Raw genomic sequence first — 15,905 nt, 5'->3', positions numbered from 1 at the left:
GCAGCCGTTCCCTCCGCGCCGACATCCGTTCGTGTCCGGCGGGCCTCGGGGTCGTTATGCCCCACAACGGGCGGTTCGACCCGTAGGCTGGCGGACAACCGGCCCATGACGACCCGTCATCTCGCGCCCGGCCGGCCCCGGCCCGGTCACCGGGCGGCACGCCATCGAAGACACGGACACCTCGGGAGGCCGGATGCGCCCCGGACCGCAGGCCCGGCCCGGACGGGCGGCCGCCCTCGGAGCCGTCCTCGCCGCCGTGCTCGCTGCCGTGCTCGCCCTCGGACTGCTCGCCGGCTGCGCGGGCGGCGGCCCGGCGCCCGCCGCCGACGCCGCCGGGCCGCCGGCGGCGTCCCGCCCGGTGATCCTCGTGACACCGGGTGACGGCAGCCGCGACCTCGCGCCGGAGGGACCGGTCAGGGTCACGGTGGCCGAGGGCGGCCGGCTGGACTCCGTCCGGCTGAAGGGCCCGAACGGCACCGAGGTGCCCGGCACGATCGCCGAGGACGGCGCCTCCTGGACCCCGGACGGCCTGCTCCCGCTCGCCACCACGCTCGCCCTGGACGCCGCCGCGACCGACCGGGACGGCGCCCGGGCGACCCGGCACGTCGCGTTCTCCACCATCGCCCGGGCCCGCACCTTCGTGGCCTTCTTCACCCCCGAGGACGGCAGCACGGTCGGCGTCGGCATGCCCGTCTCGCTGCGCTTCAGCCGCCCGATCGCCGACCGGGCCGCCGTGGAGCGTGCCGTCGCCGTCACCGCCGAGCCGCCCGTCCCGGTCGCCGCCCACTGGTTCGGCGACCAGCGGCTGGACTTCCGCCCGCAGCACTACTGGGCGCCCGGCACCCGGGTCGCCCTCACCCTGCGCCTCAAGGGCGTCCAGGGCGCGCCGGGCGAACTCGGCACCCAGAACCGGGACGTCCGGTTCACCGTCGGCCGGTCCCAGGTCAGCGTCGTCGACCTGGACGAGCACACCCTCACCGTCCGCCAGGGCGGCAAGGTGCTGCGGCGGCTGAAGATCTCCGGCGGGACCCCCGAGCACAGCACGTACCTCGGTGCGCTGGTCGTCTCGGAGAAGTTCAAGGTGACCCGGATGAACTCGCAGACCGTCGGCCTCGGCGACGAGTACGACATCAAGGACGTCCCGCACGCGATGCGGCTGACCACCTCCGGCACCTTCATCCACGGCAACTACTGGGCCGACCCGGAGGTCTTCGGCAACGACAACACCAGCCACGGCTGCATCGGACTGGCCGACGCCAAGGGCGGCACCGGCGAGACGCCGGCGGGCTGGCTGTTCGACCACACCATCACCGGTGACGTGATCGAGGTCCGCGGTTCGGCGGGTGAGGCCGTCCCGCCGCACAACGGGCTGAACGGCTGGAACCTGCCCTGGCCGCAGTGGCTGGCCGGCAGCGCCCTGGCGGCCGGGACCCCCACCGCCGCGGCCACCGCTGCGGCCGCTGCCCCGGCCACCACTGCGGCGCCGGCCGGTGGCCCGCGGTGAGTCCACGCTGTGAGTTCACTGGGTGATCACTGGGGAACCACCGGGAGAGCACCGCCCTCCCGCCGGAGATTCACTCAGCCAGTCCGGCTATCCTGCTCCTCGCCCCCGGGCCCCAGGTGTGAAAGGTCCACTCCCGGTGCAACCCATTCGGGCACCAGCGCGTGTATTCAGGGTGGATACCGGGAGGGGAGAGACCGAGTGAAGCCGGTTAGGGCGGACAACGCCGCAATACGTAGGACCGGCCGGGGGCGCCAGGGCGCTGTCGCACTGATGATGGGTGGCGTGCTGCTGCTGGGGGCCGCCTGCTCGTCGAACAGCGGCGGCAGCACAGGTGGCGACGCCGGCGGTGCGAGCAACGACATCGCCGCGACCGGGGGAGCGACGCCGGCCGGGTCGGACGGCTCGGCCGCGCCCGCACCCACGCCGTCGGCGCCGACGGTCTCGGCCGCCGTGCTGAACGTCCAGCCGGCCGACGGCGCGGCGGACGTCGCCCCGACCAACGCCCTCGCGGTGTCGGTGGCGGGCGGCAAGCTGACCACGGTCGAGGTGACCGACAAGGAGGGCAAGGCCGTCCCCGGTGAGATCACCGCCGACGGGCTGGGCTGGAAGCCCTCCGGTGCGCTGGCCGTGGGCATGGTCTACAAGGTCAGTGCCCAGGCCACCGACGCGGCCGGGCTGGTGGCCGCGTCCACCACGAGCTTCACCACGCTCACGCCGGCCAAGACCGTCTCCACCAACGACAACATCGCCGACAACGCCACGTACGGCGTCGGCATGATCGTCTCGGTGAGGTTCAGCAAGGCGGTCAAGAACAAGGACGCGGTGCTGGCCGGCATCACGTTCGTCGCCAGCGACGGCACCACGGTCAAGGGCCACTGGTTCGGCACCCAGCGACTGGACTTCCGTCCGGAGAAGTACTGGAAGCCCGGTACCAAGGTGACCATCAAGTACCGGCTGAAGAACGTCGAGATAGCTCCGGGCGTCTACGGCGACGTGGAGAAGGACGAGCCGTTCGTCATCGGCCGCTCGCAGGTCTCCACCGCCGACTCCGCCACGCACCAGATGACCGTGGTGCGGGACGGCAAGAGCACGACCCTGCCGGTGACCCTGGGCGACGCCAAGAACGCCTCCTGGAACGGGACCATGGTGATCTCCAGCAAGGAGAAGGTCACCCGGATGAACTCGGAGACGGTCGGCCTGGGCGCGGAGTACGACATCAAGGACGTCCCGCACGCGATGCGGCTGACCGACTCGGGCACCTTCCTGCACGGCAACTACTGGGCGAACCCGTTCGGCAAGAGCAACGCCAGCCACGGCTGCATCTCCATGCAGGACGTCCAGGGCGGCAGCGACACCTCGGTGGCGGGCAAGTTCTTCAACGACTCGATGATCGGCGACCCGGTCACGATCAAGAACTCCACCAGCGCCGTCGTGAAGCCGGACAACGGCCTCAGCGGCTGGACGCTGGACTGGAAGAACTGGTAGTCCCGGCGCGATCCCGACCGGCCCGGCCCCCTCCCACGGGGCCGGGCCGGTTTTTTCGCCCCCGCCGGGATCGGCGGCGGCCGCGCGCAACTTTTCCGCCCCCCACGGCGTGTATCCGTCTGGGCAGCCAGGTGCTGTGGATCAAGGGAGGGAGTCGGCCGTGCAGGCGATACGCAGGCCCATCGGGTCGATACGCACGACGGGCGCGATACGCAGGGGGGCGGCCGCCGCGGTACTGGGCGGCGTGCTGGTGCTGACCACCGCGTGCGGCGGCGGCGCGGGCGCCGCCGAGGGCGGCAGCAAGGGGGGCGCGCCGGCCGCGGGGGGCGGGGCGGGCACGGGGACGCCGGCACCGGCCGCCACCGCCGCGCAGCCGCAGCCGAAGGTCTCGGCGGCGGTGCTGGACATCTCGCCCGGGAACGGCGCCACCGGCGTCGCGCCGGGCGCGCTGCAGGTCTCGGTGGCGGGCGGGACGCTCACCGCCGTGCACGTCACCGACAGGGACGGCCGGGAGGTGGCGGGGGCCACCACCCCGGACGGCGCCAGGTGGCTGCCGTCCGCGCCGCTCGCCGTCGGCACGGCGTACCGGGTGAACGCGCAGGCCGCGGACGCCGGCGGCCTGGTCGCCACGGCGGACAGCAGCTTCACCACGCTGACGCCGGAGCACGAGGCCGGCCCGACGGACAACGTCGCCGACGGCGGGACGTACGGGGTCGGCATGATCGTCTCGGTGACGTTCGACAAGGACGTGAAGAACAAGGCCGAGGTGGCGAAGGGCATCACCTTCGAGACCGACAACGGGACGGTCGTCAAGGGCCACTGGTTCGGCGACCGCCGGCTCGACCTGCGCCCCGAGGCGTACTGGAAGCCCGGCACCAGGGTGACCGTCCACTACCGGCTGAAGAGCGTCGAGGTCTCCCCCGGCGTCTACGGCGGGGTGGACCGCGACGAGCCGTTCGTCATCGGCCGCTCGCAGGTCTCCGGCGTGGACGCGGACACCCACGAGATGACCGTGGTGAACGAGGGGAAGAGCACGGTCATCCCGATCACCTCCGGCTCGCCCGAGAACCCGACCTGGAACGGCACGATGGTCATCTCCGCCAAGGAGGGCGTGGTGAACATGCGCTCCAGCACCCTGCCGGGGATCAAGGGCGCGCCGTACGACCTGATGGTGCCGCACTCGATGCGGCTGACCGACTCCGGCACGTACGTGCACGGCAACTACTGGGGCCACTCCTTCGGCGAGGAGAACACCAGCCACGGGTGCGTCGGACTGCAGGACGTCAAGGGCGGCGGCGAGAACACCGTGGCGGGCCGGTTCTACGCCGACTCGCTGGTCGGCGACGTCGTCACGGTGGTCAACTCCGAGCGCGGCCAGGTCGCGCCGGACAACGGCCTGAGTGGCTGGAACCTGCCCTGGGGTTCCTGGTAGCCGGCCCCGGGTGATTCCGGCGGTGGCGGCCCGTGATCGAACGGGTCGCCACCGGCATATGCCGGAAGGGTAGTGATTGTTTGCTCATTGTCCGTACGCGGCCGCATGCGTTCCGCAATGATGGGCACATGGCGGGATGGGGCGAAGCGGAACAGTCATCACATCCTGTGGCCGGCCTGGTGGGTGACGGTCCGTCCGGGAGCAGGCCACTGGCGCTGGCGGCCCTGGAACGGCTCAGCCCGGCGGAGCTGCAGCAGGTGTATTTCGGCCGGATGTGCGACCAGGCGGGGTCCGACGAGGTCGTCCTGCCCTCCCGTGCGCAGTCCGCGTCGGTGGCCCGGCGGCTGATCCTCTCCGTCCTGCAGTCCTGGGGCCTGCACCAGCAGCTGGAGGCGGGCGAGCTGCTCACCGGCGAGCTGGTCGCCAACGCCGTCCGCCACGCCGCCGGGCGCACCATCGGCCTCCAGTTACAGCGCCGCCCGGGCTGGCTCCGGGTCGAGGTCCGCGACTCCTCACGCGCCCTGCCCTGCCGGATCGTCGCCGAACCGGGCCTCGCCGAGACCGGCTACGGCCTCCTCCTGGTGGACGACCTCTCGGACCGCTGGGGCGCCGACCTGCTGCCCCGCGGCAAGGGCGTCTGGTTCGAGCTCAAGGTCCGCGAGCGCGGCTGAGGCCCGGCTGCGGCCCACGCGGTGCGGCCCCGGAAAACACGCAGGGCCCCCGGGCACCGTGGTACCGGTGCGGGGGCCCCTGCAGGTCATCGCGCTGGTCAAGGGGGTGCGTACCGCGCGATGGGGACGGCCGTGCCAGGTCGGTTGGTCGGCCGTGGATTGCGCCCGGTGCGTCGTCACGCCCCGGGCTGCTTCGACTATCGCATGCGTCTCACGATGTGAGCAAACTGTGGGGCTTCGATCGCAAGGTATGTAACCCAGTTCACCTTTGGTGGATGAATGGATTAACGAAATGGCCTTTGATTATTCACCACTTGGGCCCACTGCCGGGCCCCCGGGCGTCAGCACTCGATGACGTTGACCGCGAGGCCGCCGCGCGAGGTCTCCTTGTACTTGACCTTCATGTCGGCGCCGGTCTCCTTCATGGTCTTGATCGCCTTGTCGAGCGACACGTGGTGCCGGCCGTCGCCGCGCAGCGCCATCCGGGCCGCCGTGATCGCCTTGACCGAGGCCATCCCGTTGCGCTCGATGCACGGGATCTGCACCAGGCCGCCGACCGGGTCGCAGGTCAGGCCCAGGTTGTGCTCGATGCCGATCTCGGCCGCGTTCTCCACCTGCTCGGGGGAGCCGCCCAGCACCTCGGCCAGGCCGCCCGCCGCCATCGAGCAGGCCGAGCCGACCTCGCCCTGGCAGCCGACCTCGGCCCCCGAGATCGAGGCGTTCTCCTTGAACAGCATCCCGATCGCACCGGCCGCCAGCAGGAACCGGACGATGCCGTCCTCGTCGGCGCCGGGGATGAAGTTCAGGAAGTAGTGCAGGACGGCCGGGATGATGCCCGCGGCGCCGTTGGTCGGCGCGGTGACGACCCGCTGCCCCGAGGCGTTCTCCTCGTTGACGGCCATCGCGTAGAGGGTGACCCACTCCATCGCGTTCGCCGGGCCGATGCCCTCCGCGCGCAGCGCCCGCGCGCCCGAGGCGGCCCGCCGGCGGACCTTCAGCCCGCCCGGCAGGATGCCCTCGCGGGACATGCCGGCCCGCACGCACTCCTGCATCACCCGCCAGATCTCCAGCAGCCCGGCGCGGATCTCCGCCTCGCTGCGCCAGGCCTTCTCGTTCTCCAGCATCAGGCCGGAGATCGACAGCCCGGTCTCCCGGGTGAGCCGCAGCAGCTCCTCGCCGGTGCGGAAGGGATGCCGCAGGACGGTGTCGTCCGGCTTCACCCGGTCCGCGCCGAGGGCGTCCTCGTCGACCACGAAGCCGCCGCCGACCGAGTAGTACGTCTTCTCCAGCACGGGCACGCCGTCGGCGTCGTACGCGGCCAGGGTCATCCCGTTGGCGTGGTACGGCAGCGAGCGGCGCCGGTGCAGGATCAGCTGGGTGGCGGGGTCGAAGGCGATCTCGTGGGTGTCCCCGAGGTCGTGGCCGAGCAGCCGCAGCCGCTTCGCGGCCCTGATCCGCTCCACGTCGAGGTCGGCCTGGCCGACGTCCACCGTGCGCGGGGAGTTGCCCTCCAGGCCGAGCAGGACGGCCTTCGGGGTGCCGTGGCCGTGGCCGGTGGCGCCGAGCGAGCCGAACAGTTCGGCCCGGACGGCGGTGGTCCGGACCAGCAGCCCTTCGGACTTCAGGCGGCGGGCGAACATCCGGGCGGCCCGCATCGGGCCGACGGTGTGGGAGCTCGACGGGCCGATGCCGACGGAGAAGAGGTCGAAGACGCTGAGGGCCACGGGGGGACGTCCTTGTCGGGTCTCGTGGAAGGACAAGCAGTGCATGGGACGGGGCACCGCCTCACTGTTCAGTGTGCGCGGTGCCCCGGGGTTTCCGGGAGGACGGCGGGGGTGGGCCGCCTCACGGGGTGCTGAGGTTGGTCCTACAGGTTCGGGTACAGCGGGTACTTCGCGGCCAGCGCGCTGACCCGGGCCTTCAGGGCGGCGGCCTTGGCCTCGTCGAAGGCGGGCAGCAGTGCCTCGGCGATGATGTCGGCGACCTCGGTGAAGTCCTCGGCCTGGAAGCCGCGGGTGGCGAGCGCCGGGGTGCCGATCCGCAGGCCGGAGGTGACCATCGGCGGGCGCGGGTCGTTCGGGACGGCGTTGCGGTTGACCGTGATGCCGACCTCGTGGAGGCGGTCCTCGGCCTGCTGGCCGTCCAGCGCGCTGTTGCGCAGGTCCACCAGGACGAGGTGGACGTCGGTGCCGCCGGAGAGCACGGACACGCCGGCCTCGGTGGCGTCGGACTTCAGCAGGCGCTCGGCGAGGATCTTCGCGCCGGCCAGGGTGCGCTGCTGGCGCTCCTGGAACTCCTCCGACGCGGCGACCTTGAACGCGACGGCCTTGGCGGCGATCACGTGCTCCAGCGGGCCGCCCTGCTGGCCGGGGAACACCGCGGAGTTGATCTTCTTGGCCCACTCGGCCTTGGAGAGGATCACGCCGCCGCGCGGGCCGCCGAGGGTCTTGTGGGTGGTGGTGGTCACCACGTCGGCGTACGGCACCGGGTTGGGGTGCAGGCCCGCGGCCACCAGGCCGGCGAAGTGCGCCATGTCGACCATCAGCAGGGCGCCGACCTCGTCCGCGATGCGGCGGAAGGCGGCGAAGTCCAGCTGGCGCGGGTAGGCGGACCAGCCGGCGATGATCAGCTTCGGCTGGTGCTCCTTGGCGAGGCGCTCGACCTCGGCCATGTCGACCAGGTTGGTCTTCTCGTCGACGTGGTACGCGGCCACGTTGTAGAGCTTGCCGGAGAAGTTGATCTTCATGCCGTGGGTCAGGTGGCCGCCGTGGGCCAGGCTCAGGCCCAGGATGGTGTCGCCCGGCTGGATCAGCGCGAACATCGCGGCGGCGTTCGCCTGTGCGCCCGAGTGCGGCTGGACGTTCGCGTGCTCGGCGCCGAACAGCTCCTTCACCCGGTCGATGGCGATCTGCTCGGCCACGTCGACGTGCTCACAGCCGCCGTAGTAGCGGCGGCCGGGGTAGCCCTCGGCGTACTTGTTGGTCAGCACCGAGCCCTGGGCCTCCATGACCGCCACCGGGGCGAAGTTCTCGGAGGCGATCATTTCCAGGGTGGTCTGCTGGCGGTGCAGCTCGGCGTCGACCGCGGCGGCGATCTCCGGGTCGAGAGCGTGCAGGGACTGGTTGAGAACCGTCATCGTGGGATCTTCCCGTCGTGGGGCAGCCGCGCGCAGCACGTCGGCCGTCGGCGGCCGGGGGCGGGCGGGAGCGGGCAAGGGGCCGGGCGGGGGCGGCCGCCGCGCTGCGGCCGCCTCCGTCGGGGTGGCTCAGCCGCCGGTGAGGGCGGTGTACTCGTCGGCGCTCAGCAGGTCCGCCGGCTCGCCGTCGAGCCGGACCTTGAACAGCCAGCCGCCCTCGAAGGGGGCGGAGTTGACCAGGGCCGGCTCGTCGACGACGGCCTGGTTGACCTCGACGATCTCGCCGGTCGCGGGGGAGTACAGGTCGCTCACCGACTTGGTGGATTCGAGCTCGCCACAGGTCTCACCTGCGGTGACGGTGTCGCCGACCGCGGGCAGCTGCACGTAGACGATGTCACCGAGGGCGTCGGCCGCGTGGGCGGTGATGCCGACGGTCGAGACACCGCCTTCGGCGGCGGTCAGCCACTCGTGCTCCTTGCTGAACTGCAGGTGCTGGGGGTTGCTCATGGCGTCATTCTCCAGGATGGGAGGCGGTCGGCGGAAAACGGGTGGCCGAAATGTCCGACGGGCGGACGTCGGGGAGGGGGGTGGTGGCGCGGGCGGCAGGGTCAGCGGGCGCGCTTGTAGAACGGCAGCGCGACGACCTCGACCGGCTCGTGCTTGCCGCGGACGTCCACCGCGACGGTGCTGCCGGGCGCGGCGTGCGCGGCGTCCACGTACGCCATCGCGATCGGCCTGCCCAGCGTCGGGGACGGCGCACCCGAGGTGATCCGGCCGACCGGGGCGCCCTCGGCGTCCACCACGGCGTACTCGGCGCGCGGCACCCGGCGGCCCTCGGAGACCAGGCCGACCAGCACCCGCGGCGGGTTCGCCCCGGCCTCGGCGGCCGCCCGCTCCAGCGCCTCGCGGCCGACGAAGGCGCCGCCGTTGGTGGTCTTGTCGAACCGCACCACCCGGCCCAGGCCCGCGTCGAACGGCGTCAGCTCCGTGTTCAGCTCGTGCCCGTACAGCGGCATGCCCGCCTCCAGGCGCAGCGTGTCCCGGCAGGACAGGCCGCACGGGACGAGGCCGGCGCCCCGGCCCGCCTCGGTCAGCGCCGTCCACAGGTGCCCGGCGTCGGCGGGGGCCGAGAAGATCTCGAAGCCGTCCTCGCCGGTGTAGCCCGTCCGGGCCAGCCAGACCTGCTTGCCGGCCACCGTGGCCGGCAGCAGCGCGTAGTACTTGAGACCCGGCAGGTCGGCGTCGGTGACGGAGGCCAGGATGCCGTTCGCCTCCGGGCCCTGGACGGCGATCAGCGCGTAGGCGTCGCGGTCGTCGCGGACGACGGCGTCGAAGCCGCCGGCACGGGCGGTCAGCTCGTCCAGCACCAGCTGGGCGTTGGAGGCGTTCGCGACGACCAGGTACTCGTTCTCGGCGGTCCGGTAGACGATCAGGTCGTCCAGGATGCCGCCGTCCTCGGCGCAGATCATCGTGTAGCGGGCGCGCAGCACGCCGAGCGCCGAGATGAAGCCGACCAGCGCGTGGTCGAGCAGCTCGCCGGCCTGCGGGCCGGAGACGGTGATCTCGCCCATGTGCGAGAGGTCGAACAGGCCGGCCTTCGTCCGGACGGCGAGGTGCTCCTCGCGCTCGCTGCCGTAGCGCAGCGGCATGTCCCAGCCGGCGAAGTCGGTCATGGTGGCGCCGAGGGCGCGGTGCAGCGCGTCGAGCGCGGTGAGACGGGGGGACGACATGGCCTGTACTCCTTGGGCTGGGCACTCAGGTGTGCGCACGCCGTAGCGGCCCTGACGGGGCTCGACCTGCGCGCGGGCATGCGGCGGCTGGGTCTCCCCATCTGTCGTCACAACCTGAGAGCTTCACCGCGCGCTGCCCTGAGGACAGCATGGCGGCTTGCACCGTGGGTGGGCGCACGGCAGGGCCGTGTCCGCTTTCCAGATGTGCCTCGCCCGTGCGGTAGGGGTGCCTGAGAGATTCCGGGGAGGACTTGCTCCTTCGGCGCCGGCCGTACCCAGGGGCACTCCGGACTCTCCCGCGCGGGTTCGAGCGGCCAGTATGAAGTTGGGCGCCCCGCCGGACCACGCACGAGGACGCGCACATCCTCTCATAGGCTCGGCCCGCCCCCGGGGCGCTCGCGGTCGTCGCCTGCCGCCGGTCAGGGCCCCGGGAATTCGCGGGCCCGATCGGGTCCCGTGCGCGCCCGGTCCGCCGGCGCGCCGGGCCGATAGGCTGGCGCGTCAGCGGCGAGGGCGAGAGACGGGGCGGTACAGGCGCGCATGGGGTACCCGGTGGAGGACACGCAGGCGTGGGGCGGGCCGGGGGTGGCGCCGCCGGGCGGCAGTTGGCCGGCCAACGAGCTGGAGCAGGTGCTCACCGCCGCGCTCGGCGACCCGGGCGCCACGCCCCGGGTGATGGAGGTGCTGGCGCGCAGCCAGGTGTGGATCCCGCTGCCGGCCGGCGCCGACCCGCAGGGCGGGTCACTGGACCTGCCGACGATCGAACTGGCCGCCGCCCCCTACGTGCCGGTGTTCTCCTCGCAGGAGCAGTTCCTCCAGCACGCCCCGGGCCTGGCCTTCGCCGTCGCGCCGGTGTGGGAGTTCGCGCGCGGCCTGCCGCTCGGCCTCGGCATCGCGGTGAACCCGCACGCCCCGGTCGGTATCCCGGTGCCCCCGGCGGGGGTGGCGGAGCTGCGGCGCGGGCCGCGCGAGGACCGCTGGGACGGCGGCGGGGCCGCTGACGGCGCCGGCGGCCGGGTCGCGCTGCGCGAGCCCGCCCCGGAGGAGGAGCCGATCGGCTTCCTGTCCGCCGCGAGCGTCGAACTCGCGGCGATGCCGGGTGTGCTGACGGCGCGCCGGGCGCTGGCGAGCGTGGAGGGCGAGCCGACGGTGCTGTTCGTCGGCGTGCAGCTGGACACGGCCTGGCCGGCCGACCCGGGCGCGGTGAACGAGGCGCTCGGGCGGGCGCTGGGAACCGCGCCGCTGCCCGGCGGCGTCCACCTCGTGCTGCTCGACCTGGTGGACGACCCGGTGGTCGAGTGGCTGCTGAGCCAGGTGCGGCCGTTCTACACAAGGATGTGACCGCAGAGTGGGGCACGTCGGCATGGCGACTGTCCGCGACGCCCCCTAGGCTGCGTCGGAGACCTGGCGACATTGGCGGTAGCGGACGGGAAGAGGGGCCGAAGTGAGCGCGGGAGCGGCAGGAGGCGGTGCACCGGGACCGTGGGGTCCGGCACCCACCGCGCGCCCCGGCGGGGACCAGGGGGCGCTGGAGCGCGCCCTGCGCGAGGTCGGGCCGGAGCGCTACGAGGCGTACGAGAGCCTGCTGCGCGCCCTGGCCGAGGGCCAGGTCTGGATGCTGCTCTGGCACGGCACCCCGGGCAGTCCGGACGCCCAGTACGGGAACATGGACGTCTCCGGCCACGGCTACGCGCCCGCCGTCACCTCCCCCGAGCAGCTCGCGGCGAGCGGCTGGGCGCGCGCCCACGAGGTGATCTCCGGGCAGGAGATCGCCGCCTCGCTGTACCGCACCCGCTGGGGCCTGTGGCTGAACCCGCACGCCCCCGGCGGCGGGGTCGGCATCCCGTGGGCGGACCTGCGCCGGATCGCGGCCGGGCTGGACCGGCTGCCCGCCGGGCCGCTCCAGCTGAGCGAACCGCAGGTCCAGGCACCGCAGTTCTACGGACTGCTGGAGCACCAGGCGGTCGAGGTACGGGCCGTCCGGGCGCTGCGCCGGGCCTGGGTGCGACCGTCGGTGGGCGAGCCGTACCTGGCGATCGGCCTGGAGCTCTACGACAGTTCGCCGCCCGCGGTGGAGGCGGTCCGGGCGCTGATGCAGCGGGCCGTCGCGGTCGCCCCGGAGGGGCTCGCCGTGTCGACGGTGGCGATGGCCGACGAGTACGACCCGGTGGCGATGTGGATGCGGGCGAACGCCCGCCCGTTCTTCGACCGGGAGGCGGCGGGCCCCGGCCGGCCGCCGCAGGGCCCCTACCCGCCGCAGGGCCCGTACCCGCAGGCGCCGCAGGGCCCCTACCCGTACGGCGCCCAGCCGCCGGCCGGCCCGGGGTGGCCGCAGCAGCCGTGGTCGGGGTACCCCGGGCGCTGAGGGCGCCTTTGCGAAACCTTCACCTTGAGTGTCTCCACCCATGACCGGCCTGACATCGAATCAGGCCGGTCATGGCGTTTTCCGGGCCATCATTGCGCCAGTTCTGTTCCCGATCTTGACATGCATGTAACAGCCATGTGAAGAACACTATGCGGCTGCCGGGACCGTGCATGCCGACAGATCACAGTTGGGCATCCTTCGGTTGTCAGGTCTGGCGCAACGTCGTCCGGATGACAGAGAGTTCCGGCAATGCAGTCCACGGGTGCGGCCCCACAAGGGCGAATACGCACGCAGGCCGCATGATCCGCCCGATGCGCCATCCCGGGCGGAGCACCTGAGCACCTGAGCACCACCTGCGCCGTACCCCGTACCGCCGCACGCCAGCACAGCTGCAGCACCGCACGACCGAACCGCTGAACTTCCGCACCGCCGTACCGCCGACCGGCGACCGGCGCACCACCGCACCGTTGCAACGCACCAGTAGCGACGCCCGGCACACGCAGTCCTGGCCCGGATCGGGCCGGAACACCTCGCGCGACCGGGCACCGTGGGCCGGCCACCGTCGGCGAGGGGACCGAACTGACTCATGACCACACCCATCGACACCACCGGATCGCAGACCGGCGGGCAGACGGCCGAGCAGGCCGTCGCGGCGCCGGCGAAGCGGATCGAAGGCCGCTCCCCGGGCAGGATCGCCTGGGACCGCCTCAAACGCGACAAGGTCGCCCTCACGGGCGGCGTCGTGGTGGTGCTGCTGATCCTCGCCGCGCTTCTCGCACCGGTGCTCACCTCACTGTTCGGCCACCCGGTCGACGAGCCGCACCCGGACCAGATCAACCCCGAACTGGGCCTGCCCAAGGGCGCCTTCGGCGGCATCAGCGGTGACTACCTGCTCGGCGTCGACCCCACCTTCGGGCGGGACGTCTTCAGCCGGATCCTCTACGGGGCCCAGATCTCGCTGCTCGTGGCCTTCCTCGCGGCCGGCGTCTCGGTCGTCATCGGCGTCCTGATGGGCGTCGCGGCCGGCTACTTCGGCGGCTGGGTGGACGCGGCGATCAGCAGGGTGATGGACGTCCTGCTGGCCTTCCCGCAACTGCTGTTCTCCATCGCGCTGGTCTCGGTGATGCCCAACGAGCTGCTCGGACTGACCGGCAGCGGCGTCCGGATGGCGATCCTGATCCTGGTGATCGGCTTCTTCGGCTGGCCCTACATCGGGCGCATCGTCCGGGGGCAGGCACTGTCGCTGCGCGAACGGGAGTTCGTCGACGCGGCCCGCAGCCTGGGCGCCGGCAGCATCCACATCCTGCTGCGCGAGCTGCTGCCCAACCTGGTCGCGCCGATCCTCGTCTACGCGACGCTGATCATCCCGACCAACATCCTCAGCGAGGCCGCGCTCAGCTTCCTGGGCGCCGGGGTCAAGCCCCCCACCCCGTCCTGGGGCCAGATGCTCTCGCAGGCCACCAAGATCTACCAGGTGGACCCGACCTACATGGTCGTCCCGGGCCTCGCGATCTTCGTCACCGTGCTCGCCTTCAACCTCTTCGGTGACGGCCTGCGCGACGCGCTCGACCCCAAGGGGAACTGAGCCGACGCCGGTGCGGCTCCCCGCAGTCCGCCGCTCCGGCACCCCCAGCAGTCCCACCCCGCACCCGGGGACCAGCACGTCCCGGCGGACCGATCGGGCCCGCACATCCTCAGGAGGAACCGTACTCATGACGCGTAACCGGACGCTCGCCGCCACTGCCCTGGTGGCCACGCTGGTGCTCACCGCCTCCGCCTGTGGCGGCTCCAAGGGCGGCGGCACCAGCAGCGACGCCAGCAAGGGCGGCAGTGAGGGCGGCTTCAACGCCGCGGTCGGCAAGGTGCTCAACCCCTCGGACAAGAAGGGCGGCACCATCAACCTGTGGACCAGCACGGACGCCGACTCCTGGGACCCGGGCCGCGCCTACTACGCCTCGGTGTGGAACTTCCAGCGCTACTACGCCCGTACGCTGCTGACGTACGACTCCAAGCCCGGCAAGGACGGCCTCAAGCTCGTCCCCGACCTCGCGGCGGCCCAGCCGGAGATCGCGGCCGACGGCAAGACGTACACCTTCAAGCTGAAGCCCGGGGTGAAGTTCGAGGACGGCTCGCCGATCACCTCGAAGGACATCAAGTACGGCATCGAGCGGATCTTCGCCCAGGACGTCATCAGCGGCGGCCCGACCTACCTGATCCAGTCCCTGGACCAGGGCCAGGACTACAAGGGCCCCTACACCGACGCCGACCCGAACAAGCTGGGCCTGAAGACGGTCGAGACCCCGGACGACAGCACCATCGTCTTCCACCTGGCCAAGCCGGACTCCTCCTTCCTGTACCTGCTGGCCATGGGCAGCGCCTCGCCGGTGCCGGCCAAGCTGGACACCGGCTCCAAGTACGGTGACAAGCCGGTCTCCTCGGGCCCGTACAAGTTCAAGTCGATCGAGCCCGGCAAGTCCGTCGAGCTGGTCCGCAACGAGAGCTGGGACCAGGCGACGGACACCGTCCGCAAGGCGCTGCCGGACGTCGTGAAGCTGACCATCACCACCAACGCCGACGACATGGACGCCCGCCTGCTCGACGGCTCGGCCGACATCGACTTCAGCCAGACCGGCCTCTCCCAGGCCGCCGGCGCCAAGGTGCTGACCGACCCGGCGCTCAAGGCCCACACCGACGACGCCTACAACGGCTTCATCCGCTACATCTCGGTGGTGCCGAAGGTCGCGCCGTTCGACAACGAGCACTGCCGCAAGGCCGTCCTGTACGCGGCCGACACCACCGCCCTGCAGACCGCCCGCGGCGGCTCCACGGCCGGCTCCACCTACGGCTCCATGCTGCCGCCGAACATCCTCGGCTCGGACGACTACGACCCGTTCGGCTTCACCAAGGGCAAGCCCGACGTGGCGAAGGCCAAGGAGGAGCTCAAGCTCTGCGGCAAGCCGGACGGCTTCAAGACCAACATCGCGGTCCGCGGCAACAAGGAGAAGGAAGTCAACTCCGCCGTCGCCCTGCAGAGCGCGCTGAAGGCCATCAACGTCGACGTCACCGTGGACCAGTACGACGGCAAGCTGATCGCCTCCGAGATCGGCTCGCCGAGCGTCGTCGGGACGAAGGGCTACGGCCTGATCGTGATGGGCTGGGCGGCCGACTACCCGAACGGCGGCGGTTTCCTCCAGCCGCTCACCGACGGCCGGTTCATCACCCAGAACGGCAACAGCAACTACTCCGAGATCAACGACCCGGAGATCAACGGCTGGTTCGACGCGGCGACCGGCGAGACCGACCCGGCCAAGGCCGCCGACTTCTACAAGAAGATCAACCACAAGGTCATCGACCAGGGCTACTACCTGCCGATCGTCGCGGACAAGGCGCTCAACTACCGCAACCCGCGCCTGACCAACGTCTACACCCAGGACGCGCTGGGCGGCGAGATCGACTTCCAGGCCCTCGGTGTCTCCGACGGCAAGTGACCCGGTCCGTCCGACCCGCCCGCTTCCGTAGTTCGTACCGCTAGTCCGAAGGGCAGGTGAAGGCTTCGCCGGGCCGGCCGGGCCCCCCACGAGG

General features: G+C 72.0%; 12 protein-coding genes and 1 riboswitch. Of the genes, 8 read left to right on the top strand and 4 right to left on the bottom strand.

The genetic code is table 11. From position 1 onward, the window contains the following. Nucleotides 1-193 precede the first annotated feature (193 nt). The 4 genes from ACFUK0_RS28280 (at nt 194) to ACFUK0_RS28265 (ending at nt 5,092) form a co-directional block, all read left to right on the top strand. Nucleotides 194-1,504, top strand: a complete 1,311-nt coding sequence (locus tag ACFUK0_RS28280; protein ID WP_380255100.1) for an Ig-like domain-containing protein — start codon at nt 194-196, stop codon at nt 1,502-1,504. 273 nt (nt 1,505-1,777) lie between these two features. Then, on the top strand, nt 1,778-2,989 hold the full coding sequence (locus tag ACFUK0_RS28275) for an Ig-like domain-containing protein (RefSeq protein WP_380255116.1): 1,212 nt from the start codon (nt 1,778-1,780) through the stop codon (nt 2,987-2,989). Between the two features lie 160 nt (nt 2,990-3,149). After that, nucleotides 3,150-4,421: an Ig-like domain-containing protein gene (locus tag ACFUK0_RS28270; protein WP_380255098.1), complete on the top strand. Its 1,272-nt coding sequence runs from the start codon at nt 3,150-3,152 to the stop codon at nt 4,419-4,421. Between the two features lie 179 nt (nt 4,422-4,600). Continuing rightward, nucleotides 4,601-5,092, top strand: coding sequence for an ATP-binding protein (locus ACFUK0_RS28265; RefSeq protein WP_380255096.1), 492 nt, complete (start codon nt 4,601-4,603; stop codon nt 5,090-5,092). 341 nt (nt 5,093-5,433) lie between these two features. Here ACFUK0_RS28265 and ACFUK0_RS28260 read toward each other — a convergent pair whose 3' ends face one another. From ACFUK0_RS28260 to gcvT, 4 genes are all read right to left on the bottom strand, one after another. Beyond that, on the bottom strand, nt 5,434-6,816 hold the full coding sequence (locus ACFUK0_RS28260) for an L-serine ammonia-lyase (RefSeq protein ID WP_380255094.1): 1,383 nt from the start codon (nt 6,814-6,816) through the stop codon (nt 5,434-5,436). A 143-nt stretch (nt 6,817-6,959) separates the two neighbouring features. After that, nucleotides 6,960-8,228 (bottom strand): serine hydroxymethyltransferase, encoded by a 1,269-nt coding sequence (gene glyA, locus ACFUK0_RS28255; RefSeq protein ID WP_380255092.1) that lies wholly within the window; start codon nt 8,226-8,228, stop codon nt 6,960-6,962. 129 nt (nt 8,229-8,357) lie between these two features. Beyond that, nucleotides 8,358-8,735 (bottom strand): glycine cleavage system protein GcvH, encoded by a 378-nt coding sequence (gene gcvH / locus ACFUK0_RS28250; protein ID WP_380255090.1) that lies wholly within the window; start codon nt 8,733-8,735, stop codon nt 8,358-8,360. 101 nt (nt 8,736-8,836) lie between these two features. Further along, nucleotides 8,837-9,958, bottom strand: coding sequence for a glycine cleavage system aminomethyltransferase GcvT (gcvT, locus tag ACFUK0_RS28245; RefSeq protein ID WP_380255088.1), 1,122 nt, complete (start codon nt 9,956-9,958; stop codon nt 8,837-8,839). A 208-nt stretch (nt 9,959-10,166) separates the two neighbouring features. Then, nucleotides 10,167-10,267, bottom strand: a riboswitch (glycine riboswitch). A gap of 231 nt (nt 10,268-10,498) precedes the next feature. Between gcvT and ACFUK0_RS28240 the strand changes: the two genes are divergently transcribed. From ACFUK0_RS28240 to ACFUK0_RS28225, 4 genes are all read left to right on the top strand, one after another. Beyond that, nucleotides 10,499-11,299 carry an enhanced serine sensitivity protein SseB gene (locus tag ACFUK0_RS28240; protein ID WP_380255086.1) on the top strand — a complete coding sequence of 267 codons (801 nt, stop codon included), beginning with the start codon at nt 10,499-10,501 and terminating at the stop codon, nt 11,297-11,299. Nucleotides 11,300-11,402: 103 nt separating this feature from the next. Next, on the top strand, nt 11,403-12,323 hold the full coding sequence (locus tag ACFUK0_RS28235) for an enhanced serine sensitivity protein SseB C-terminal domain-containing protein (RefSeq protein ID WP_380255084.1): 921 nt from the start codon (nt 11,403-11,405) through the stop codon (nt 12,321-12,323). Between the two features lie 586 nt (nt 12,324-12,909). Then, the gene (locus tag ACFUK0_RS28230) at nt 12,910-13,908 is read left to right on the top strand and encodes an ABC transporter permease (protein ID WP_380255082.1); all 999 of its coding nucleotides are present in this window, start codon (nt 12,910-12,912) and stop codon (nt 13,906-13,908) included. A 127-nt stretch (nt 13,909-14,035) separates the two neighbouring features. Beyond that, a complete protein-coding gene (locus ACFUK0_RS28225; RefSeq protein ID WP_380255080.1) occupies nt 14,036-15,811 on the top strand; it encodes an ABC transporter substrate-binding protein in 1,776 nt (591 codons plus the stop codon). Nucleotides 15,812-15,905 lie beyond the last annotated feature (94 nt).

Origin of the sequence: Kitasatospora sp. NPDC057223 (assembly GCF_042669755.1) — a bacterium.
GTDB lineage: Bacteria > Actinomycetota > Actinomycetes > Streptomycetales > Streptomycetaceae > Kitasatospora.
The sequence above is the reverse complement of the archived record's forward strand: the minus strand, read 5'-3'. Positions and strand labels throughout refer to the sequence as shown.